22 protein-coding genes and 1 pseudogene are annotated in these 20,045 nt (G+C 39.9%); 10 read left to right on the forward strand and 13 right to left on the reverse strand.

The window, feature by feature from the left end; genetic code table 11:
- Window positions 1-106: 106 nt before the first annotated feature.
- Window positions 107-1,513 (reverse strand): alanine/glycine:cation symporter family protein, encoded by a 1,407-nt coding sequence (locus M3206_RS12565; RefSeq protein ID WP_251312872.1) that lies wholly within the window; start codon window positions 1,511-1,513, stop codon window positions 107-109.
- A gap of 259 nt (window positions 1,514-1,772) precedes the next feature.
- Between M3206_RS12565 and M3206_RS12570 the strand changes: the two genes are divergently transcribed.
- Window positions 1,773-2,321 carry a class I SAM-dependent methyltransferase gene (locus tag M3206_RS12570; RefSeq protein ID WP_251312873.1) on the forward strand — a complete coding sequence of 183 codons (549 nt, stop codon included), beginning with the start codon at window positions 1,773-1,775 and terminating at the stop codon, window positions 2,319-2,321.
- Window positions 2,322-2,356: 35 nt separating this feature from the next.
- Here M3206_RS12570 and M3206_RS12575 read toward each other — a convergent pair whose 3' ends face one another.
- The 3 genes from M3206_RS12575 to M3206_RS12585 are packed head-to-tail and all read right to left on the reverse strand — an operon-like array spanning window position 2,357 to window position 4,021.
- Entirely contained in the window at window positions 2,357-2,710 is a 354-nt protein-coding gene (locus M3206_RS12575; protein WP_251312874.1) for a DUF2512 family protein, read from the reverse strand.
- 12 nt (window positions 2,711-2,722) lie between these two features.
- Window positions 2,723-2,875 (reverse strand): hypothetical protein, encoded by a 153-nt coding sequence (locus M3206_RS12580; RefSeq protein WP_251312875.1) that lies wholly within the window; start codon window positions 2,873-2,875, stop codon window positions 2,723-2,725.
- A gap of 12 nt (window positions 2,876-2,887) precedes the next feature.
- Window positions 2,888-4,021: a zinc-dependent alcohol dehydrogenase gene (locus tag M3206_RS12585; RefSeq protein WP_251312876.1), complete on the reverse strand. Its 1,134-nt coding sequence runs from the start codon at window positions 4,019-4,021 to the stop codon at window positions 2,888-2,890.
- Between the two features lie 144 nt (window positions 4,022-4,165).
- Between M3206_RS12585 and M3206_RS12590 the strand changes: the two genes are divergently transcribed.
- The 4 genes from M3206_RS12590 (at window position 4,166) to M3206_RS12605 (ending at window position 6,992) form a co-directional block, all read left to right on the forward strand.
- The gene (locus M3206_RS12590; RefSeq protein ID WP_251312877.1) at window positions 4,166-4,408 is read left to right on the forward strand and encodes a hypothetical protein; all 243 of its coding nucleotides are present in this window, start codon (window positions 4,166-4,168) and stop codon (window positions 4,406-4,408) included.
- Window positions 4,409-4,504: 96 nt separating this feature from the next.
- On the forward strand, window positions 4,505-5,272 hold the full coding sequence (locus M3206_RS12595; protein WP_251312878.1) for a Nif3-like dinuclear metal center hexameric protein: 768 nt from the start codon (window positions 4,505-4,507) through the stop codon (window positions 5,270-5,272).
- Between the two features lie 154 nt (window positions 5,273-5,426).
- On the forward strand, window positions 5,427-5,993 hold the full coding sequence (locus M3206_RS12600; protein WP_251312879.1) for a tyrosine-type recombinase/integrase: 567 nt from the start codon (window positions 5,427-5,429) through the stop codon (window positions 5,991-5,993).
- A 90-nt stretch (window positions 5,994-6,083) separates the two neighbouring features.
- Window positions 6,084-6,992 carry a YitT family protein gene (locus M3206_RS12605; RefSeq protein ID WP_251312880.1) on the forward strand — a complete coding sequence of 303 codons (909 nt, stop codon included), beginning with the start codon at window positions 6,084-6,086 and terminating at the stop codon, window positions 6,990-6,992.
- A 208-nt stretch (window positions 6,993-7,200) separates the two neighbouring features.
- Here the strand turns inward: M3206_RS12605 and M3206_RS12610 are convergent, their stop codons facing one another.
- Window positions 7,201-7,626: a PH domain-containing protein gene (locus M3206_RS12610; protein ID WP_251312881.1), complete on the reverse strand. Its 426-nt coding sequence runs from the start codon at window positions 7,624-7,626 to the stop codon at window positions 7,201-7,203.
- A 261-nt stretch (window positions 7,627-7,887) separates the two neighbouring features.
- Here M3206_RS12610 and M3206_RS12615 point away from each other — a divergent pair, with 261 nt between their 5' ends.
- Window positions 7,888-9,567, forward strand: a complete 1,680-nt coding sequence (locus tag M3206_RS12615) for a DMT family transporter (protein WP_251312882.1) — start codon at window positions 7,888-7,890, stop codon at window positions 9,565-9,567.
- A 46-nt stretch (window positions 9,568-9,613) separates the two neighbouring features.
- Here M3206_RS12615 and M3206_RS12620 read toward each other — a convergent pair whose 3' ends face one another.
- Together M3206_RS12620 and M3206_RS12625 are read right to left on the reverse strand one after the other, a co-directional pair.
- Window positions 9,614-10,639, reverse strand: a complete 1,026-nt coding sequence (locus tag M3206_RS12620; protein WP_251312883.1) for an NlpC/P60 family protein — start codon at window positions 10,637-10,639, stop codon at window positions 9,614-9,616.
- A 939-nt stretch (window positions 10,640-11,578) separates the two neighbouring features.
- Window positions 11,579-12,122, reverse strand: a pseudogene (locus tag M3206_RS12625) (site-2 protease family protein); the annotation flags it as partial.
- 175 nt (window positions 12,123-12,297) lie between these two features.
- Between M3206_RS12625 and M3206_RS12630 the strand changes: the two are divergent.
- Window positions 12,298-12,720 carry a hypothetical protein gene (locus M3206_RS12630; protein WP_251312884.1) on the forward strand — a complete coding sequence of 141 codons (423 nt, stop codon included), beginning with the start codon at window positions 12,298-12,300 and terminating at the stop codon, window positions 12,718-12,720.
- 33 nt (window positions 12,721-12,753) lie between these two features.
- Here the strand turns inward: M3206_RS12630 and M3206_RS12635 are convergent, their stop codons facing one another.
- The 3 genes from M3206_RS12635 to M3206_RS12645 form a co-directional block, all read right to left on the reverse strand.
- The gene (locus M3206_RS12635) at window positions 12,754-13,116 is read right to left on the reverse strand and encodes a hypothetical protein (RefSeq protein ID WP_251312885.1); all 363 of its coding nucleotides are present in this window, start codon (window positions 13,114-13,116) and stop codon (window positions 12,754-12,756) included.
- 160 nt (window positions 13,117-13,276) lie between these two features.
- Complete coding sequence (locus tag M3206_RS12640) at window positions 13,277-13,834, reverse strand: GNAT family N-acetyltransferase (RefSeq protein WP_251312886.1); 558 nt, start codon at window positions 13,832-13,834, stop codon at window positions 13,277-13,279.
- Between the two features lie 15 nt (window positions 13,835-13,849).
- On the reverse strand, window positions 13,850-15,346 hold the full coding sequence (locus M3206_RS12645) for an HD-GYP domain-containing protein (RefSeq protein ID WP_251312887.1): 1,497 nt from the start codon (window positions 15,344-15,346) through the stop codon (window positions 13,850-13,852).
- A gap of 335 nt (window positions 15,347-15,681) precedes the next feature.
- Between M3206_RS12645 and M3206_RS12650 the strand changes: the two genes are divergently transcribed.
- Window positions 15,682-16,410 carry a TraR/DksA C4-type zinc finger protein gene (locus tag M3206_RS12650; RefSeq protein WP_251312888.1) on the forward strand — a complete coding sequence of 243 codons (729 nt, stop codon included), beginning with the start codon at window positions 15,682-15,684 and terminating at the stop codon, window positions 16,408-16,410.
- 39 nt (window positions 16,411-16,449) lie between these two features.
- Here the strand turns inward: M3206_RS12650 and M3206_RS12655 are convergent, their stop codons facing one another.
- Complete coding sequence (locus tag M3206_RS12655) at window positions 16,450-17,082, reverse strand: LysE family transporter (protein ID WP_251312889.1); 633 nt, start codon at window positions 17,080-17,082, stop codon at window positions 16,450-16,452.
- A 144-nt stretch (window positions 17,083-17,226) separates the two neighbouring features.
- Between M3206_RS12655 and M3206_RS12660 the strand changes: the two genes are divergently transcribed.
- Window positions 17,227-17,802 carry a cysteine hydrolase family protein gene (locus tag M3206_RS12660; RefSeq protein WP_251312890.1) on the forward strand — a complete coding sequence of 192 codons (576 nt, stop codon included), beginning with the start codon at window positions 17,227-17,229 and terminating at the stop codon, window positions 17,800-17,802.
- Window positions 17,803-17,917: 115 nt separating this feature from the next.
- Window positions 17,918-18,151: a hypothetical protein gene (locus M3206_RS12665; protein WP_251312891.1), complete on the forward strand. Its 234-nt coding sequence runs from the start codon at window positions 17,918-17,920 to the stop codon at window positions 18,149-18,151.
- Between the two features lie 32 nt (window positions 18,152-18,183).
- Here M3206_RS12665 and M3206_RS12670 read toward each other — a convergent pair whose 3' ends face one another.
- Complete coding sequence (locus M3206_RS12670) at window positions 18,184-18,369, reverse strand: hypothetical protein (RefSeq protein WP_251312892.1); 186 nt, start codon at window positions 18,367-18,369, stop codon at window positions 18,184-18,186.
- A 114-nt stretch (window positions 18,370-18,483) separates the two neighbouring features.
- On the reverse strand, window positions 18,484-19,779 hold the full coding sequence (locus M3206_RS12675) for a purine/pyrimidine permease (RefSeq protein ID WP_251312893.1): 1,296 nt from the start codon (window positions 19,777-19,779) through the stop codon (window positions 18,484-18,486).
- Window positions 19,780-20,045: the final 266 nt, after the last annotated feature.

Consider the following 20,045-nt stretch of genomic DNA (forward strand, 5'->3'; position numbering starts at 1 on the left):
TCCTCCAGTATCTACCTGAAGCGGAAATCAACTTTTATCTTAGGGAAAAAGATAATAAAAAGAAGATTTCCAACTCAATTGGAAATCTTCCTTCTTTCTTTAGATCTTATTTATTTTCTTCTGATTGTTCTCCCCACACCTCGGTGTTTTTTAGACCGATGCTAGATGGGTAGAATACTGGATTCTTGCCTTCTTTTTTCTGTTTTATATAATCACCAAGTGCATCAAATGCAATTTTTCCTAATAACGAAATTGCGATTAAGTTGATGATTGCCATTAATCCCATGAACAAATCAGCTAAACTCCAAACGAAATCAAGGGATGCGATGGCACCGAAACCTACCATTCCAACGACTGCAATTCGATAGATGAATAACCACATTTTGTTTTGGCTGATGAACTCAATATTAGATTCACCATAATAATAGTTTCCGACAACTGAACTGAAAGCAAACAAAAGAACGATGATAGCCAAGAACGGACCGCCCCATGAACCAAGGAGGTTGTTCAAAGCTTCTTGAGTAAGGATGATTCCATCTGCTTCTTTGGAAGTATACATACCTGAAAGAAGGATGATAAAAGCAGTTGACGAACAAATCATGATTGTATCAACGAAAACACCGAGTGATTGGATCAACCCTTGTTTTACTGGGTGGCTGACATCAGCCGTTGCTGCAGCGTTCGGCGCACTACCCATACCTGCTTCGTTAGAGAAGAGTCCGCGTTTGATACCGTTCATCATCGCGGCACCTAGTGCTCCACCAGCTACTTCTTCGATGCCGAATGCACTTTTAAAGATCAAGGTGAATATTGCTGGAAGTTCAGTGAAATTCGTGATCATTAAAAATAATGCAATAAGGATGTATAGGCCAGCCATAATCGGTACGATGATCTCGGAGACCTTTGCAATTCTTTTAATACCGCCGAAGATAATCACTGCTGTTACAACTGCTAGGAAAATACCAATATAACCAGGCTCAATATCAAAAGATTGCCCAAATGCGCTTGCGATCGTGTTTGATTGAACGGAATTGAATGCTAGTCCAAACGTGATCGAAATCAAGACCGCGAAGATCATACCCATCCAGCGTGCGTTTAAAGCTTTTTCCATGTAATAAGCAGGTCCGCCACGGAAAGTAACACCTTCACGGACTTTGTAGATTTGTGCTAAAGTACTTTCCACAAATGCAGATGCAGAACCGATCAACGCGATCAGCCACATCCAAAATACAGCTCCAGGTCCACCAGATGTAATGGCTATCGCTACCCCAGCTAAGTTACCAGTACCCACTCGGGATGCCGTACTGATACAAAACGCCTGGAAAGACGAAACACCTTTTTTATTAGCTGTTGCTCCTTCACCAAGTAAGCGAAGCATCTCGCCAAACATCCGGAATTGAACAAATTTTGTTCGAATCGTGAAATACAGACCTAATCCGACTAACATAATAATCAGGATATAAGACCATAAATATGTGTTAATTTCTCCAATGATATTGTTAAGTAAATCCATACATTCACCTCAATTAGTCTAATGTGTCTCTCAGTTGTACATCGCTTTCAAATGTAGCAAAACCTCACATGTTTTTCAATTAATTTTTTTCCATACAAATTTATTCCAATGAAATATTCCCAGACTTTGTGTTAAATAAACTAGAAAAATTAATAGAATTCAGGTTAAATTATCCATTTGCTTCTCACCTTACAAATCCGACTGAATAATATAGATAAAGTCGATTGATTTAATCGGAATTAGAAGCGAGGTAGAGAGAATGGAAGGTGGAACATCATTATTCATTCAAAAATTTATACAATCTCCTTTACAAGTAGGGAGTTTGTTTCCGAGTTCCCCTGCATTGGCGGAGAAAATGACAACAAATATAAATTGGCAAAATATTAACGAGGCTGCTGAATTGGGGGCAGGAACCGGGGTTATTACTCGTTCGATTATAAAAAATATGCTTCCAGGAACGAGGCTGCATGTGTTTGAGAAAGATAAAGATATGCGTAATAGACTTCAAGTGAATTTCCCAGAGGGTCTCTATCATGAGGATGCTAGTGAGATCATCAAGAGTCTGGGGAGCAGAGAAGGGACACTTGATGCCGTTTTTTCTGGACTGCCTTTTTCGAATTTTAATAAGGAACTTCGGACAAAAATCGTAGATGAGGTATATCGATCGTTACGTCCTGGTGGAATACTCGTAGCGTTTCAATACTCTACACTGATGAAAAGAACGTTTCAGGCAACATTTAAGGAAGTAGATATCTCATTTGTTCCGAAAAACTTTCCTCCAGCTTTTGTTTATCTTTGTGAAAAATAACAACGGCACCCTGTACAAAAGGATGCCGATTATCTCTAATGGTAAGAATGATCTAAATGATCAGATATGAGATGCTTGTGAACTAATGCTTCCATTCCAGTAATGATCAAAGCCACTAAGATGGACCCCCAAATGGAGATGCTTACAGCGGGCAGAACCAGAGCAAGCAGATAGACAAGGATAAATGTCGCTGCAAAATCGATCGCCAACTGTTTAGCATAAGAGATTCTTGAAATCATGATATATTCCATGAGCACGCCTATAGGTGCAAGTACGGCCGTGATCCAGATCATAGGCTGGACAAGCTTAAAGTCTACACTTTTAAAAAGAAAGTTGGCTAGAATAAGAGCTAACGGAATTCCGATAAGCTTAATTAACAAACTTTGCATAAATAACACTCCTTATAAATTGTTGTTTTGCTGGCTGATTTCGCCTTCGTCTAAGTACAGATTGGCGTTCTCGATCTTTTGGTGCTGATCCAAAGAATCCCCACGTTCTCTTTTATTTTCTGCAGTTTTCACTTTTCTTTTCGCTCTATTTTTATCCGAGTTCATCATTTTCACTCCTTACGTTTTTAGTACGACTTTAATACAGTCTTCCTTATGGTTATTGAATAGATCATAACCTTTCGCTGCTTCATCCAATGGGAGGGTATGTGTAATGATCTCACGCGGGTCGAATTCCTCAGCCATGATCTTATCCATTAGCGTTCTCATGAGATGGATAACGGGAGCCTGTCCCATCTTTAACGTCACGTTTCTTGAAAAAAATGCACCAAGCGGGAAACCGTTGTAAAGCCCGCCGTAGACACCCGTTATCTGGACGGTTCCAAATTTACGAACGGCTTTTGTTGCAATCTGTAATGGACCAAGAGTACCGCCTTGAAGTTTCAGTGTTTGTCCCACTTTTTCCATCGGTGATTTTTTTCCATCCATCCCCACACAATCGATCACGACATCAGCACCGCCAAGGGTCATCTCCTTTAGGTGCTCACCTGTATCAGCAAACTTTGAAAAATTAACAGTTTCCACATTGTTCATCTTTTTCGCTTTAAGAAGTCGATATTCTAGGTGATCAACAGCGATTACGCGGTTTGCACCGAGCATCCATGCGAATTTCTGAGCAAAAAGCCCAACAGGTCCACAACCAAGCACGATCACTGAATCTCCTTTTTTCATGCCACTGTTTTGTACACTCCAATACGCAGTAGGGAGTACGTCAGAAAGAAATAGAAAATATTCGTCCTCCATCTCAATGGTCTCTGGAATCTTAAAGGGAGTAAAATTTCCGAACGGGACTCTTAAGTACTCGGCCTGGCCACCAGGATAGTTACCGAACTTTTCGGAGTACCCAAAATAGGCACCAGAATCATAATGAGGGTTTGCATGATCGCATTGGCTCTCCATCTGGTGTGTGCAGTAATGACAGCTGCCGCAAGCTACGTTAAACGGAATGACGACACGATCCCCCTTTTTTACTGAGGTTACATCGGTACCGACTTCTTCCACGATACCCATAGGTTCATGGCCAATAATGTAACCTTTTGGAAGAGGGAAGTTTCCTTGATACAGATGAAGATCAGAGCCGCAGATCGTAGTAGAGGTGATACGGACGATAATATCATCCTTTTTTAATAGCTTCGGATCCTCGACTGATTTTACTTGTATATCTCGTTTTCCTTGGTATGTTACAGCTTTCATCTTTTTTCCTCCAATTCCCTATAAGAATGAACGTTGAGACGTTGATTTATACCTATTTTCAAAAGATATCGTGTAGAGTGTCATAAAAAGAGTAAAGAGCGGGTATTACTTCAATAAGAAAGTTTTTCTAAGGAGGCGAGAGAGATGGAATATTCGCTGTATAAAAAAGACGGCAAGTTTCCATGTGATGTTACAGTGGATTATGAAAACATGGTCTTTACAGTACGGGACAGCGATACGACGGGTGAAGTGTTCAACAGTGCGAGTGAAGTTGCAGAATGGATCAAACAGCACTGGTCTGTTGATCAATTTCAAAAACCTGATGATTATTATGATCTGATGAAGCATCTCGAAAGTTCTCTTCAAGAAGAAATCAAATACGAATAACAGGCTAGGGCCAAGTGATAATCACTTGGCTTTTTTTTATGGTCTCGCATGGGGAAATCTGGGATAATTAAATAAAAAAAAATGGGGGATTCATGTATGAAGACGCAGGACTTTGAACAGCTTTTGCCATCGTTATTCGGCAAGTGGCTTACGATTTTTGAAGATGAGGGAGAGTACGGTTTTACATACCGGACTGAAAAGGCTAATAAGAGGATTGCCTTTTCGACAAACTTAACGCCTGAGACGGTTGAGAAAACGGTACAAGCCGATGCTGATCTGCTTCTTACCCATCATGATGCGTGGGATTTCCTGTACGGTATGAGAGAAGAGTGTACAGCAAAGTTAAAAAAGCACAACATCTCCCATTTTTTTATTCATTTGCCGCTCGATTTTGTGGAATTTGGAACATGCACATCATTGTTTGAACAGATAGAAATCGATGAGATTAAGAGTTATTCAACCTATGATCATGATACGGAGTTGCCGGGTATCGGAATCTTTCATCAGGGTATCTCTTATTCGGAGTTGAAAAAAAGACTCGAAAAGAAATTGGATGAACCAGTACGCGCCTGGCAAAACCATGACCGGTCGATTAAAAAAGTAGCGATTCTAACTGGTGCAGGGAATAACACAGGATTTATTCAATTTGCAAAAGACAACGGCTGTGATGTCTTTATTACCGGTGAAAGAACATTGTATTCTCTACAGTACGCTAAGTATATGGGCGTTAATTTAATGGTAGGCTGCCACACATATACAGAGATTTTTGGAGTTGAGAGTTTTTGCAGAAAGGTTAAAGAATTCTACCCAGACATTGAACTGGTTCAAATTAACGAAGAACATATCGAATCCATTCAAGATTAGGGAACTTCAATCGTGACCTTAATTTTTCTACACTTCATTTAAAGAAATCGGTACATATTAAAAAGGTATTTTTTCATGAAAAGCGAATTAGTTTAATGTTACATAATAGTATGATAAACTAGTATTATGTAACATAAAAATAGGTGATGATTAAGTGGAATACGTTGAAGCATTGAGGGATATCAAACAAATTAATGCAATTAAGAGATATTTAAAGAAACAGTCAGAACGTGACTATGTTCTTTTTGTATTCGGCATTAATACCGGATTAAAGATTACAGATATGCTATCGATTAAAGTCGAAGATCTCTTAACGGAAAATGGCCTTATAAAAGACTACTATTCCTTGGCTCAGAAAGAAGAAGAACCATCAAAAGAAATCTTTCTGAATGAAACCGTTAAAAAAGTAGTGGTTCAATATATAAAAAATGCCAAGTTGAACAGCAGTGATTATCTCTTTTTATCCAAAAAAACGAAATTACCAATCACAAGACAGCAAGCATACCGCATTATAAGCTGTGCTGCAGATCAGGTAGGCATTAAAGGCAAGATTGGTACTAATTCCTTGCGTAAGACGTTTGGTTTTCATGCGTATAAGCGAGGCGTTGCCATATCCCTTCTTCAAAAACACTTTAATCATTCCAATGCATCTGAAACCCTTAAATATCTGGGAATATCCAAAGAGGAAATAATCAAAACCCAGATCGATGTTCGTCTTTAAGATTTGTTTACAAAAATCCTATGAAGGTATTCTTTAAGTGAAGTAACAGATAATACCTATCTGGATGCAAGTTAAATGGAGGTTCAATTTATGACAGAAGAAACAGTACTTAACCAACAAATCCCTGAGCAAGTTAAGAAACAGCATCGTAAATTAACAAAAGGAAAACTTGCGGCTAGAACTTTACTCATCACATTTGGTGCGTTCCTCATGGCGGTGGGCCTTGAAATTTTCCTAGTACCCAATCACGTTATTGATGGCGGTATTGCCGGCATATCTATTATGGCGTCCCATCTCACAGGTTTAAGCCTTGGTATTTTCCTATTCGCATTAAACTTGCCATTTATTATTATCGGATATAAGCAGATTGGTAAGACATTTGCTTTCTCCACTTTATATGGAATTATTATTCTTTCTATCGCAACAACCCTCTTACATCCCGTAAAACCTTTTACAGATGACTTGCTGCTAGCGACCGTTTTTGGCGGAATCTTTATCGGTGTCGGAATCGGTATGGTTATCCGAAGCGGTGGTTCGTTAGATGGTACAGAAATCCTAGCGATCTTATCTAACAGCAAACTTCCATTCTCTGTTGGTGAAATTATCATGTTCTTTAACATCTTTATCCTAGGGGCAGCCGGATTTGTCTTTACTTGGGACAGAGCGATGTACTCCTTGATCGCTTATTTCATCGCGTTCAAAATGATTGATTTAACAATTACAGGTCTAGAGGAATCGAAGTCCGCTTGGATTATTAGTGAGCGCCATAAAGAAATCGGAGAAGCGATTCTGCATAGACTAGGACGCGGCGTAACGTATTTAAAAGGTGAAGGTGCTTATACTGGTGATGAAAAGGGCGTTGTGTTCTGTGTAATCACTCGTTTAGAAGAAGCAAAACTGAAAGATATCGTGGATGAATTTGATACTAGCGCATTCCTTGCGATTGCAGACATTGCAGAAGTAAAGGGCGGACGATTTAAAAAGAAAGGAATCCACTAAAAAAGAGGAAGTCTCGGTTCTCGAGACTTCCTCTTTTTTATGGACATTTTTTAGCAGGTCATTGTGTGGAGAGCAGGTGGATTGTATGGTTAAGCTCGTACGTTTGTGACTTAAAAGCCATTCTACACCTGCTTGCAGATTTTCTGCTACGTAATCAGGTTGAACGTCCAAGGTAAGACGATTTTGTTCATAGGAATCAGATCCAGACCTAATCAAATTTAATGTCTGCCTGCGGGCATCGCTCTTTTAAGAGGCGGAGAAACTTATCACGGTCTTTAGGCGAAATAAGCGCCATTCCAAATTGATATTTGATGTTGATTCGTTTAAGTGATAACGCAGGACTCGAAAGCGGGTTCCACGTTTTATGTGCAGACTGAATCTCGTGATAAGGAATTCTCTTGTTGATGGGGCCGCAGCGGATTACCAGTTCTTTTTCATCCAGTACATAATAAGTGGAAAACCAGAGCCAGCAGATGAAAAGGATGATCACAAGGTTTAAGGCAAGCGTGAAAAGGGATTCAACTAGATCTGCATTCTCACTAAGAAGGGCAGAAAAGCTTACAAAAGATCCATAGCCTATGCTGATAAGTAGAATAAGTCCTAGCCAAACATCACGTTTTGATGGGAATTTCAAGATTATCACTCCTTAAAAAGTAAAATTGTCACAATAGAAAGCTGTAGCATCTAAGAACAAGCAGATCGTAATCACGACTCCGTTTTCTTCTTATAAGCGTACCAGAAAAAATATACGACGATGAAGAAAACCATACTATTTAAACAAAACAACAGCGGGAAAATCTTTTTTATGCTTTTTGTAAACTTCTACGGAACTTATTACACATTCATCCGTATTTAATAATAGGGTAAAGAAACATACGAAAAAGGGGAAAAATTCATGAATATTTTATTATTTTCATTGGTTGTGGGGCTGGCGGCAGCGCTTGTGGTCCTTCCGATCTCACCGATTAAAAAGCCGTCAAAAAAAGAAATGAAATACAATCGGACTTTTGCGATTATTGGGACGGTGATTCTAACAGTTCCACTCGTATTTGCCTTCTATTATGTTACGAATCTTGACCGCAACTTTTCTTCGGTTTGGATGCTTGCGATCATCATTACAGGTCTAGGAGCGATTTTTGCTACAGGAAAAGAACGGATGATCAAACTGCTCCTCTTCGTCTCATGTATCTTTGTTGGAGGATATTTCTTAACTGCCGGTCTTTTCAATGCAGATGAAAAATATCAATCAGCCAAAATGGAGCAGAAAACTGAGATTGATACGTTCGATGAAAAAGAGACGCCAGCGAGTGTTCCGCCTAAGTTTGCACGCAACAAGATGAGAAAGTCATTCGGGCAAGTGCCGAACACGAGCTATTATGAGCTTGGTAGTCTCCAGATTCAAAAAGTAAACGGAGATTACGTATATATTGCACCTGTAGAGTTTTCCGGTTTCTTTAAATGGTGGAACGGCGACGTGACCCCTGGTTACTTTACGTTAAGTGCAACGGATTCTACGGCGAACCCGAAGTTTGTCAAATCCGAGATGCTGTATACGCCATCTTCTTATTTTAACAAAAATATGGAACGCCACATGCGCTCCGCTTATCCTGAATACATCTTCTACGGTGAGCCGCAGCTGGAGATCGATGATAACGGAAAACCATACTATGTTCGTTCGTATGGAGATTTTATTTCTGCTCGTAACGGATTTAAGGTAAAAGGAAGTGTTGTGGTCGATCCGACGAACGGTAAAACCAAAGACTATAAATTAAAAGATATGCCAGCCTTTATTGATGGTGCCGTTTCACCAGAGACGGTAAGTCTTCAGAACAGTTATTTTGGAAATTATGTTCATGGCTTCCTCAACAGCAAGTTTGGCAAGAAGGACGTTAAGCTTCCTTCTGATGAAGGTACTGAAGCAAATGTAAGTCCGATCTTCGATGAAAACGGAGATATGTATTACTTTACGGATTTCACGAGTCCGAAAGAGGGAGTGGATTCTATGCTGGGCTACTCGCTTACGAACGCGAGAACCGGCAAGGGTACCTATTATACGGGCAATCTCGAGGAATCGTATATGGATTCCCAAGGGGCACTCCAGATTATTCAAAAGAAGTTTATCGAAAAGAAATGGGACGGTGAAATGCCTGTACTCTATAACTTTTACGGTGAGCCTAGCTGGTTAACGCCGGTCCTTGATTCGAATGGATTTTTACAGAACTATTTTATTGTTTCTGCTTCAAATCCAGAGATATCTGTCTACGGAAACACACCAAACCAGGCGCTTAAACAATATAAAACAGCCTTAAAGAACGGCGGTGGAAGCGTAGACGGAAGTTCGAATGCGGAAGAAAAACAAGTGGAGGGCTCTGTCGTTCGTGTGTACAAAGAGAAAACAGGGGACTATACGACCGTGTCCTTCTTATTAAATAATCGTCAAAGCTATGTTGTCTCTTCAGAAACCAATCCGCTCGCCATCTATCTTAAGGAAGGCGATCAAGTTAATGTGAAATATCAGGACACAGGAGAAGCGTTTTTACCTGTCACAGAAATTGCGATCAAAGGACTTAAGTAAAGAAAAAAGCAGCGTCATTTCGATTGAAATGACACTGCTTTTTCTTTTATTGCCCCGGTACATAACGTCTAGCACCAGAAAACTCAATTGCGTATGCAGGTGTTGAAATCGGATCCATACGTACGGTTGATGCTGTGTTTGGTGAGTGGATCATCATTCCATTTCCAGCATACATCGCCACGTGGTGAACACGGCCTTTTCCTTCATCATAAGCAAAGAACATGAGGTCGCCTGGTTGAAGCTGATCTTTATCTACGATCAGTCCTTCTGTTGATTGCGGACCAGAGTCTCTTGGAATCGTAATTCCGTTTGCTTTATGAAGCGTATGGGTAAATCCGGAGCAATCAAATCCGAACCCGGCTGCTCCCGCCCAAAGATAAGGAAGTCCGAGGAATTTCTTCGCTTCATCTACAAGCCGTTCACCTGTCGGTACAGGAATATCGTTTTCACTCTTATATACCTTTGCGTCCTTTGCGTCCAGCCAGCGAACCTTTCCTTTCGGAGTTAATACAGCAATGTTATGCCCGAATGCTTTTAGAACAGGAAGTCTAGTATTGTAGCTTAGTTCCAAGTCTTTTTTGTGGCCAAATGGTGTTTTAGAAAGCCAAGCTGTCGGGCTCGTGATGAGAGCGAAAGGCTTACCTTCAAAATGCGAAAATTGCTTAGATGTGGTGAGCTGTCGCAACGGCATCCAGCCTGGATATCCAAGTTCGTTTCGTGGTGTGGGCTGTCCATAAACCGCTACTTTTACCCATTCGTCCTGCTGCTCTAAGACTCGAACCTTTTGTCCGTATAGTGCTTGAGTCTCAAGGTTTCCAACGAGCCAAAGCTTTTCTTCATACGTCATACCTGTTGTCCAACCTCTTAGATCAACAGGATTGGAGAGGGAAGGTCCATCGACATCCTTACGTGCAATTTCTGGCTCTGACCATAATGTAGCGGCTGCTACATCCACGTATAGATCTTTCCCGACTACATTTTTGACAGTTGTTCCTTTTTCGGCAGAAGCGGTGTTGGTGAAGATGGTAAGTAACATCGCAAGCGAAAAAAGAACCTTCAAAAGTTTTAGCATTTTTTGTCGCTCCTTTTTCTCTTTTTCCTCACCATTCGAGTTTTCTCTATCTATTTCCTTTAGAGAGTCCAAAAGATAAGCCGAATATCCTTTAAGTATCATTCTATGACATGAAACAAAGGGACTAAACGAGAGAGGTTTACAGGTTAAAAGAAGGGGAATGATTTTCGCGAAGTGATAAAAAGAAAAGACTTAACGCAAAAGGAACCTATACCTTTTGAGTCAAGCCTTTTAATTAAGTAATAAGAAAACGATTTACTTCCATCAAGTGGTTTCCGTAAACAACAAATGCGGATAATATTCCCGCTAAAAGAAGATACAGAGCAAGGACGATGATCTTTGTTTTCATGTTGGATACATAATAATTTTTTTGCTGATCATAGACTTTTTTTGTTTTTGCCTTTTCTTCTAGCAAACTTTTTTCATATGCTTCAAAATAAGTAGCTATGTTAAAGTCTTCTAATTCTGGAGGAGAAAAAATTCCTTCAGGATCTGACTCGTTATAGGTTTGGATCAGCATTTCTCTTTTCTTGAGGTGTTTATCATATGCCTCTCGAAGTGTTCTTAAAAAGCGCTCACGGTTATTGAGCATCTCAAGTTTTACTATGATGCTATGTTTCTCAATCTTCTTTTTATCCTGAAAGATGGGAAACGTGAATCCAGTTGGAGCACGGTCTTTCACACGTCTTTTAGCTACACGAACGTCCTCAATAAACGTACCGATGATGTGAGAAAAGTTTGGCATGTCACGGTATTCAAATAGTTCTTGCTGAATCTGTGATAGTTTTTCTTGTTCCCCATCAAACGCTTCTAAAGTAAGCTCTGTTTTGTTATGTTCAAAATCTTCACGAACCCGTCTCCACCAAGTCATGATACCGAAAAGGAAGATTAAGAAGATAATTGGATCTGGTGATATGAACAAATATGGAATAACAATAAGGAGTCCGACAAACCAAATCTTTGTGGATAAAACGCCTACGATTCGTCCGCCATCCAACGGAGAGACAGGAAACAAATTGAACAAGTTGATCAGCGCTCCTAAAAAGATAACAAGACCCCAGAAAGGCTGTCCAGTAGATTCGTATAAGAAGACAGCAGGCAAAAACGAAATCAGACCGAATAATGGACCAGCATATGCGATATAAGCTTCGTCTTTTGCGTTCTTAGGCATTTCTTTCATACCGATCGCAGCACCCATAAAAGGGATGAATATGGCAGGCGATGTCTTAATCCCTTTTTGTTTCGCTGCGACCAAGTGTCCCATCTCATGAATGAATATGAGGTAGACGATCGCTACGGCAAATTTCCAGCCATAAAAGACGGCATAAGCGCCCATAGATATGAACATGGATAGGAGGGTTGCAAATTTACCTATTTTTAATAAACCGAACACCCATTTTAATTTACCCATTAAGAACACACCAACACCCGCAAGAATTGTCCATAAACGGGATTGGTTCTGTTTTTCTGCTTTTTCAGCCATGTATGAATCCCCCAAATGATTTCTTAATTCTATCTTAAAGGATATACGTTTAAAGTGTGAAGAAGTTTCTTTCGTTCTGTTTCTTAACGAAATAATGCGGGTATACGAATAAAAGCACCCCTGTAATGAAAAGTTGGATTCGAATGATGTGTAAAGAAAAGAAGGAGGGATCGGTTTGCCCGTACATAATGAACAATTGATCCAAAGTGACCCATTTGTGTTGAGCAAATCGGAAGTTGTTCATGCTGTTAAGAAGTACCTGAACCATGAAGGCTATGAAACAAGAAACCTTGGAGATCTATGCGACCTTACAGCAGCAAATGAATACCATACCTTGTTCATTGAAGCACAAGGAAACCGTGCTGAACATTATAAAAAAGAAGTTGTATTTTCAGGAAGTCAGCTAGATGAACACTTGAGCGGTCAGCTGATTAAACTGCTGAAAAACTATGAAAAAAATCCAGCTAAAACACTCGTAATGGCAAATCCAGATACCCCGCGAATTCGGAAGATGGCAGAAAATCTTAAATCAGCACTTGATGATCTTGGCGTTGTTCGATTTTGGGTAAAAGCAGATGGAAGTATTGAGTGGGAGTAAAAGAAAAAAGCACCGGGGAAAAGTTCTCCGGTGCTATTTTACTTTTTCGATTGTATCATGGCTTTGTTCATATAACTCAGGAAGTACGTTCATTTCTTCAATATCACGTTTTGTTTTTTCTGTACCGAGCAAGTAGAGAAAACGGAAGAGTTCGTAAGACAGTTTACTGTCTTTCCCTCGATCATGTTCTGCATAAGCTTCATTGAAGTGCTTTTTTGGAGACCAAATATCTAACCACTCTTGCTTAGAGTTCGCTTTCATCTCATAGATGATGTGTTCTAACTGCTTCTTTTCATCATAGGAAGCCAGAATTTCAAAATAATGCGTTTGTTCATCTGCTGGTATGGGCTGTATTTCACCCTTAGCTGTTACAAAGAACGATTCTTTTTGCTCCATATCAAAAACCTCCTTTTTCTTCTCATTCCCCTGAAGAAGTTTATTAAACCAACGCCTAATATAACTAGACTTAAAGTTAAAGTGGCAACTCTTTCAATGCCAAAAAATAAGCTAGCTATTCAGATTTGAATCAGCTAGCCATTTCTTGTCTATTTACTCTTTAATAGAGATCCGCGTTTCGTTTTAATAAGGCATACACATACATATCGTAAAATTCACCATCGGCTTTTTGGTATTCTTTTAACAGTGCTTCTTGATGGAAGCCGAGCTTTTCTATAAGTTCTCTTGAAGAGGTGTTCTCTGGTCTGATCGTAGCAGCAATTCGGTTGAAGTCCAATCCGTTAAAGCCATAATGGATGATCGCTCGTAATGTTTCATTCATAAAACCTTGATGCCAATATTTCCGGTTGAGTTCATAGCCGACTTCTGTCCGCTGATCTGACTTGCTCCAGTTGTGAAAACCGCAAGTCCCGATCAGTGTATTCTCCTCTTTGAGAACAATTCCCCATCTAATCGCACTTCCGGATTTATAACTTTTTTCAAACGCTTCAATGAGGGAATAAGCCTCCTCTTCTGATTTCAAAGGTTCCATCCCGTAAAATTGCATCGCTTCTGTATCTGAAAAGGTAGAAAAAATCTCCATCATATCAGATTGCAGTACGGGACGAAGCTTCAGTCTTTCTGTTTCAATTACAGGGAAATTATTATACGTGTTCAAAAAGACACCTCCACTTTACGAAATCGATTTTAGATTCATTTCATCTATGAATAGCTGTGTTAAATAAGGGTCCCACTGTGTACCTTTTCCCGCTTCTAAGATCGCTAACGCTTTTTCATGTGTCATTCCTTTGCGATATGGACGATCAGAAGTCATGGCATCATAGGCATCGGCAACTGCAATAATCCTACCGAAAATAGGAATATCCTCTCCTGCAAGCTGTTCAGGATAACCCTTACCATCATATCGCTCATGATGGTATCGAACACCAGGCAGTAAGGGCTTCATCGCTTCGAACGGCTGAACCTGTGCGAGTATATCTGCTCCAATCACGGGGTGCTTTTTTACTTGTTCAAATTCCTCGCTAGAAAGTGTTTCTTCTTTTAATAGGACGATATCAGGGATTCCGATCTTGCCGATGTCATGAAGAAGTGCTGCTTTTCTGAGCTGAAGAAGCTGCTGAAAAGGTAGTCCTGCCATCTGGCCAATTTTCATCGCATAATCAGCCACACGAAGACTATGCCCCGCCGTATAGGGATCTCTAGCATCCAATGTTGCCGCCATCGTTGCAAAAAAGCTCTCAAGCAATTGTTTGTTTTCGTATTCTCGAGATTGTATCGCCCGAGCCATATGGTTGAATCCTTTTATAAGCTTTGAAAACTCATCCGAATACAGATCATCCACTCTCGCGTTCGAGTTTCCTGTCCGTACTTCATACATCCCGGCTTGAAGTTCGTTCATGGGCTGCTGTATGTCTTTAAAAAGGAGATAGGCACCATAGATTGCAAAGGAAATCCCAATCAGAAGAACGAAGAATGCCCAGCTCCAATAAGAACCGTTTACTGGCGATGATAACTGATAAAGTCTTACTTGATTGGCTAAAGCAAATAACAAAAGCGGGAATGTCCCGATAAAAAGGGTGCTCCACTGGATTTTACGCTGAATTGAAATATGTCTGGATGTAGCTAACGATAAAACGACACCGTGGTCTTTTAGCGTTTTTTCTTGAATGTATCGTAAGACAGGCTGAACAGCTTTTGTAGTTAAAAAGAATTCAATGATTGCATGCATGCCAGCAACTAAAATCGCACCAAGTGAGGCAAGATATATGTAGTAATAAGGTAATGTTAAGTATTCAAAATAAATAGATACTGCAGTTAAAGACACCGCTGGTACGGAAAGGCCAAAAAGGTGGGGGCCTAGAATCCGCTTTACTGTTCGAATCGGAAAATGATGTGCATGAAAATAGACTTTTTCTGCCAAATTTAGCGGTGGTTGCTTTTTGTTGTAATAGGTCCGGAAAACAGACGTATGCTTGCGGAAGAACAAGTATTCTAATAAAAACATGATCACACAAGAGGATACGAGTATTCCGCTTAACACTAAAATTTCTTTAACCGAGAAACGGAGTGTAGTGAAAAGGAAGACGCCGCCAACTCCTAAAACGGCTACGGCTGAACCAATAACATAATTCTTTAATAAACGCCTTTCAAATTGTTCGTGTACCGTCAATTCTCCTTCACCCTCCTTCATACTTTCAAAAGATAGTAATAGCATACCTTACAAAAACTTGGGAAAAGCTGTTTTTCTACATATTCTTACAATTTTTTTAAACCAGTAAGTTCCTTATTAAGAATATCGTATTGTTTTTTAATTCTTTTAGAAAGTAAACACGTTAAAGGGAAATTATCTTTCATTTAAAGAAATGAGAGGGTTTGAACCTATAGTTAGGGGATGATTCTTAAAAGTATAGCATGCAGGTGAAATGTACAAAATACACGGGATGGATATTTTCTTTAGAAAACGGGTATGAAATGATATACGGATGCTAGAAGGGAGCTAGAAAAATGTCATTAACTTCACAAGAAATGGATTATTTTAAACAAATTTTAGAAGACCGGAAAAAAGAGATAAAAGAAATGAGAGAACGTAACGACTCATTTGGAAGTGATACAGAATTTCCGAAAGAATCAACAGGAGAGTTATCAAACTACGATAACCACCCAGGAGATCTAGGGACAGAGTTATTCGAAAAAGAAAAAGACATCGCATTAAACGATCTTCATGAAAAAGAGTTAGAAGATATTGATGCCGCGCTTAAAAGCATAGAAAATGGTGAGTACGGAGTTTGTAAGACTTGCGGAAAGGACATTATAAAAGATCGCTTAGAAGCCATTCCGTCTACACTCTACTGTAAGGAACACACGCCAGATCAACATTCTTCAGATGACAGACCAATAGAAGAAGCTGTAGCGGGTCCGGATTATTCGAGAAGAAGCAATGACGGAGAAGATGCTACTTTCTTTGACGCTGAAGATACATGGCAATCTGTTGCAAAGTACGGTACAAGTGAAACACCTTCTGATTTTACAGATCCGGAAAAAGAGGATTATAACGAGATGTATGAAGACTCAGATGATGATGACGGCTATGTAAAAGATTATGAAGGATTTGTCACAACAGACATAACAGGAAATCAAAGAAATGTCGTCCACAATCGTAAACACGAAGAGTATGAGGAAGAGTTGGACCGAGAAGAAGAAAGACAGTTAGACCGGGATAAGTACGATAACTAAACACATATAACAGCCTATCGGTTAACCGGTAGGCTGTTTTTAAATTTGTTTTACCAGCTGGACAAGGAGATGATAGGCGAAAACAAGTAAACCAGCACCCGCTAAACCTGTCAAAACTCTAATTGACCGATCGTTGATCAGTAAACGAAAAAAATGAACGGCAAACGCCACATTAATATTCCATAAGATAATACCCGCGATAATCATCAAGCTTAATAGCGCTTGAATCCACAACTCGTTCGTTGGCATATCTTGAAGCGTTCCTCCATAGATTCCAAGCCAAAATAAGAAGTTTATCGGATTCATCAATGCAATCGTAAAACCTGTCCAATAAGGCTGTTGTGAAGGCGTCTCTTCATTTAATATAAGCATTGTTTTCTCTGACCAAGCTGTTTTTATCGTCGAGATTCCTAAAACGATAAGCATGATGATTCCAACGACCAGCATTACGATTTGTACAAAATGGTTCTGAAGGAAAGGGGATAGCCCCAAAAAGACGATGAGCATGAAAATGAAATCTGCGCTGACTGCTCCTAACCCTACTAGCCAAGATGGCCAGAATCCGCCTGATAAGCCACGTTTGATCATCTCTAGTTTGATCGGACCTACTGGAATGGCCAGGCTGATCCCAAGCATCATAAAATGCAAACTTAAAAGCCAAAACTCGCTCAAACTGACTCCCCCTGAGGATTGCTTGTCTTTCTTTTATTCAAAGATATGAATATATGAAATAGATTATTACGGCAGGAAAAACAGCACGTATAACGAACAGTACATAAAAGGCTGTAACTATCATCTGCTAAAGGAGCCAAATCCGTGAAAAAAGCTTGTTTGCTTATCATTGATGTTCAAAAAGGTTTTGATAATGTAGATTTTTGGGGAGAACGAAACAACCCGAATGCCGAACTGAATATGCTTACTTTACTCGATGCATTCAGAAGTTCAAATTTACCTGTTTTTCATGTCCAGCATCAGTCGGAAAATGAGAATGCACCTTTACATCCGACGAAGTTAGGTTATCAGCTGAAAACAGGATTTGAACCTAAAGAACATGAACCCCTCTTTATTAAGAGTGTTAACAGTGCGTTTATAGGAACATCATTAAAGGACGAGCTAGACAAACAAGGGATTCATCATTTGATCATTGTGGGTTTAACAACGAACCATTGTGTGTCAACTACAGGGAGGATGGCTGCTAACTTTGGATATTCAGTCTCTATCGTGCAAGATGCAACAGCCGCGTTTACCGTAACTTCCTACAACGGCAGAAAATTTTCGGCACAAGATGTACAAGAATCGGCTTTGTCGCATTTACACGGAGAATTTGCTGAAATTTTAAGTACAGAGGGAGTTTTGGCGAAATGGGTAAGAACATCGAACTATATCCAATAAAACGTAGACAATATTCCCCAGGAAATGTCGGATACTGTTAATGGTTTAGTGGTTTTGTTTTCGGGGAAAAATAAAAAAGTATTGATAATCCGATCATTTGAGGTGTCATAAAAACATGGTGAAAAATCAAATAGAAAAGCTGATGAGAGAACCAGAACAAGAATTAGAGTTTTGGAGACAAGAGGATCAGCAAAAAGAACTTGTAAGAATGCGTTATGTTCCCCAAGGAGAGGGAGGATATTTTCAAGTCACTTATTTAGATGAAGAAGAGGGCATAATCGGTTCGCAAGTTCTTGACGAAGTAGAAGACGCAGAGCGCTTTTTAGAAAAGAATCAACCAGCTAAATAAACCAAACCAGAGGATCAACCGTCCTCTGGTTTTTATTTTGTGAATTTCTTCTCCTGCAGCCATTCTGTCGCATGCTTTTCACATATCGTAATGTCATCAAACTCTCTATTTTTATAGTTAGAGATCAAATCTTCTGCTGTTTGAAGAACCACTTTCAATTCTTTTTCAGTGATTTCACCTCTGTTAAAAGTTGCCATTAATTCATTTTTTAAACACAAACTTTTTATCCTGGTATTGCCTGCAGAAAAGGAAAGTGATCTTGCTAAGAAAGAGCGACAGAGATTCGTATCTCCGTCCAATAAGAAAGGCTCCTCAAAAAGGGAGACCTTCTTTTATGAATGCTGCTCTTTCTTTGTGCTCTTTCGTTTGTAAAATTGTTCTAAAGCCATGCATGTCAGCATTCCCATTATTAGTCCGTTGCTGAGGAGCGTTACGACGATACTCGGCCATTCTTTCAGAGCGGCGGCCGGAATAAACAGACTGCCGATACCGACCATTAGAGATGTGCTAATAATAAATAGGTTTGTTTCTGATTTCAGCTCTGATTTGTATTCTCTGAACGCAAGTCCGATCATGCTGGAAAACGGCAGGAATATGGTCGCATATCCAACGGGCGCTGGAATACCCGCAAAGAAAAAAGTGAGCGGCGGGAAAAAACTGATGACGATGATGAATGCATTTCCTAGAATGAATGCCAAACGGCTAAACATCTTTGTAGTTAAAATGAAACCTGAAGCACCTGAAATCGGAACACTGGCTACCGCCGAGAACAGACCTGCGATCCACGTATTCAGCCCCATCATAATCGAAGCACGGTTATAGTGGATCGGTTCGTAATGTTCATTTTCGGACTCGTATGCTTTTTCCACAACATTGATGCTGGCAACCATATTTGTCAGGAGCAAAAGCCCTACAAAAAGGGAAGTGAGAATGGCTCCTCCCGATAACTCAGGCGTTCCCCACGCCAACCATTCAGGAAACGAAAGCACTTTCGAGGAATGCATCGTTTCCTTCGTTAAATCTAATAGCTTAAATAGACCCCATCCCAAAATGAGTGAGATAAGAATGGAATAACTCCGGAGCCACCGCACTTTTGATTTTCCGAGAACAATCGATAATACAAGGATAAAAAGTGAAGCGATCGCCACTTTTGCATCTGCACTTTCCTGAAGATAACCGATCCCTAGCATCCCTTTAATAAAAGAACCGCTTAATTGAGAAACGAGTAAAATCAGATACGTTCCTGTCACAAGGGGAGTAAAGAGTGCTCTGACCGAGGTTATGATCCGAAAAGCACCAAGCAGAAAAAATAGAATACCGCTGATCAGCATGCCAGCTGTCAACTGCTGTAATCCATCAGCTACCGTTAATGCACCAGATGCCACGATCCCTGCATATACGGTAAAAACTCCCCACCATAAGCCAGCGGGTCCTTCATTAATAGGAAGTTTATGACCAAACAAGACTTGTAGAATAGCAGAGACTCCGATGATAAAAAAAGAGCGCTGCAGAAGATCTGCTGTTTCTGCTTGTGTCATACCGAATGCATCGCCGATCGCAATCGGAGCTACGAGACTGCCAGCTAGTATAAAGACCATCCATTGAAGTGAGGAAAACGTTAATTTCATAAAAACACCTACTGTTATGTATTTCGTTTAAGTTTTTTTAGGACCTAGTAGGCTCGAACCTTGCACGACTATCAATCTATAAACGAAAAATAAAATAATAGGCATGCAATGTTCTGGTCTAACGTCCTTCTTTTATTATAGACCTTAAACGAGGTTAGCAGAAGGAAAGAGGTTTAGAGGAATGGATTAGAGGGGTAATTCTCAGTAAGATCCATACAAAACAACAAGGGGTTCGAATTTTCTAAAAATATTTTTCAGTTATCCTC

The sequence above is a fragment of the Fictibacillus phosphorivorans genome (genome assembly GCF_023715845.1).
In the GTDB taxonomy this organism is placed as follows: Bacteria; Bacillota; Bacilli; order Bacillales; family Fictibacillaceae; genus Fictibacillus; species Fictibacillus phosphorivorans_D.

Bases quoted from the DNA above. Each gene is read 5' to 3' on its own strand.
- M3206_RS12665 (WP_251312891.1), top strand. From the start codon at position 17,918: ATGGTGAAAAATCAAATAGAAAAGCTGATGAGAGAACCAGAACAAGAA.
- M3206_RS12675 (WP_251312893.1), bottom strand. From the start codon at position 19,779: ATGAAATTAACGTTTTCCTCACTTCAATGGATGGTCTTTATACTAGCT.
- M3206_RS12650 (WP_251312888.1), top strand. From the start codon at position 15,682: ATGTCATTAACTTCACAAGAAATGGATTATTTTAAACAAATTTTAGAA.
- M3206_RS12615 (WP_251312882.1), top strand. From the start codon at position 7,888: ATGAATATTTTATTATTTTCATTGGTTGTGGGGCTGGCGGCAGCGCTT.
- M3206_RS12565 (WP_251312872.1), bottom strand. From the start codon at position 1,513: ATGGATTTACTTAACAATATCATTGGAGAAATTAACACATATTTATGG.
- M3206_RS12605 (WP_251312880.1), top strand. From the start codon at position 6,084: ATGACAGAAGAAACAGTACTTAACCAACAAATCCCTGAGCAAGTTAAG.
- M3206_RS12620 (WP_251312883.1), bottom strand. From the start codon at position 10,639: ATGCTAAAACTTTTGAAGGTTCTTTTTTCGCTTGCGATGTTACTTACC.
- M3206_RS12580 (WP_251312875.1), bottom strand. From the start codon at position 2,875: ATGAACTCGGATAAAAATAGAGCGAAAAGAAAAGTGAAAACTGCAGAA.
- M3206_RS12595 (WP_251312878.1), top strand. From the start codon at position 4,505: ATGAAGACGCAGGACTTTGAACAGCTTTTGCCATCGTTATTCGGCAAG.
- M3206_RS12575 (WP_251312874.1), bottom strand. From the start codon at position 2,710: ATGCAAAGTTTGTTAATTAAGCTTATCGGAATTCCGTTAGCTCTTATT.
- M3206_RS12570 (WP_251312873.1), top strand. From the start codon at position 1,773: ATGGAAGGTGGAACATCATTATTCATTCAAAAATTTATACAATCTCCT.
- M3206_RS12585 (WP_251312876.1), bottom strand. From the start codon at position 4,021: ATGAAAGCTGTAACATACCAAGGAAAACGAGATATACAAGTAAAATCA.
- M3206_RS12635 (WP_251312885.1), bottom strand. From the start codon at position 13,116: ATGGAGCAAAAAGAATCGTTCTTTGTAACAGCTAAGGGTGAAATACAG.
- M3206_RS12590 (WP_251312877.1), top strand. From the start codon at position 4,166: ATGGAATATTCGCTGTATAAAAAAGACGGCAAGTTTCCATGTGATGTT.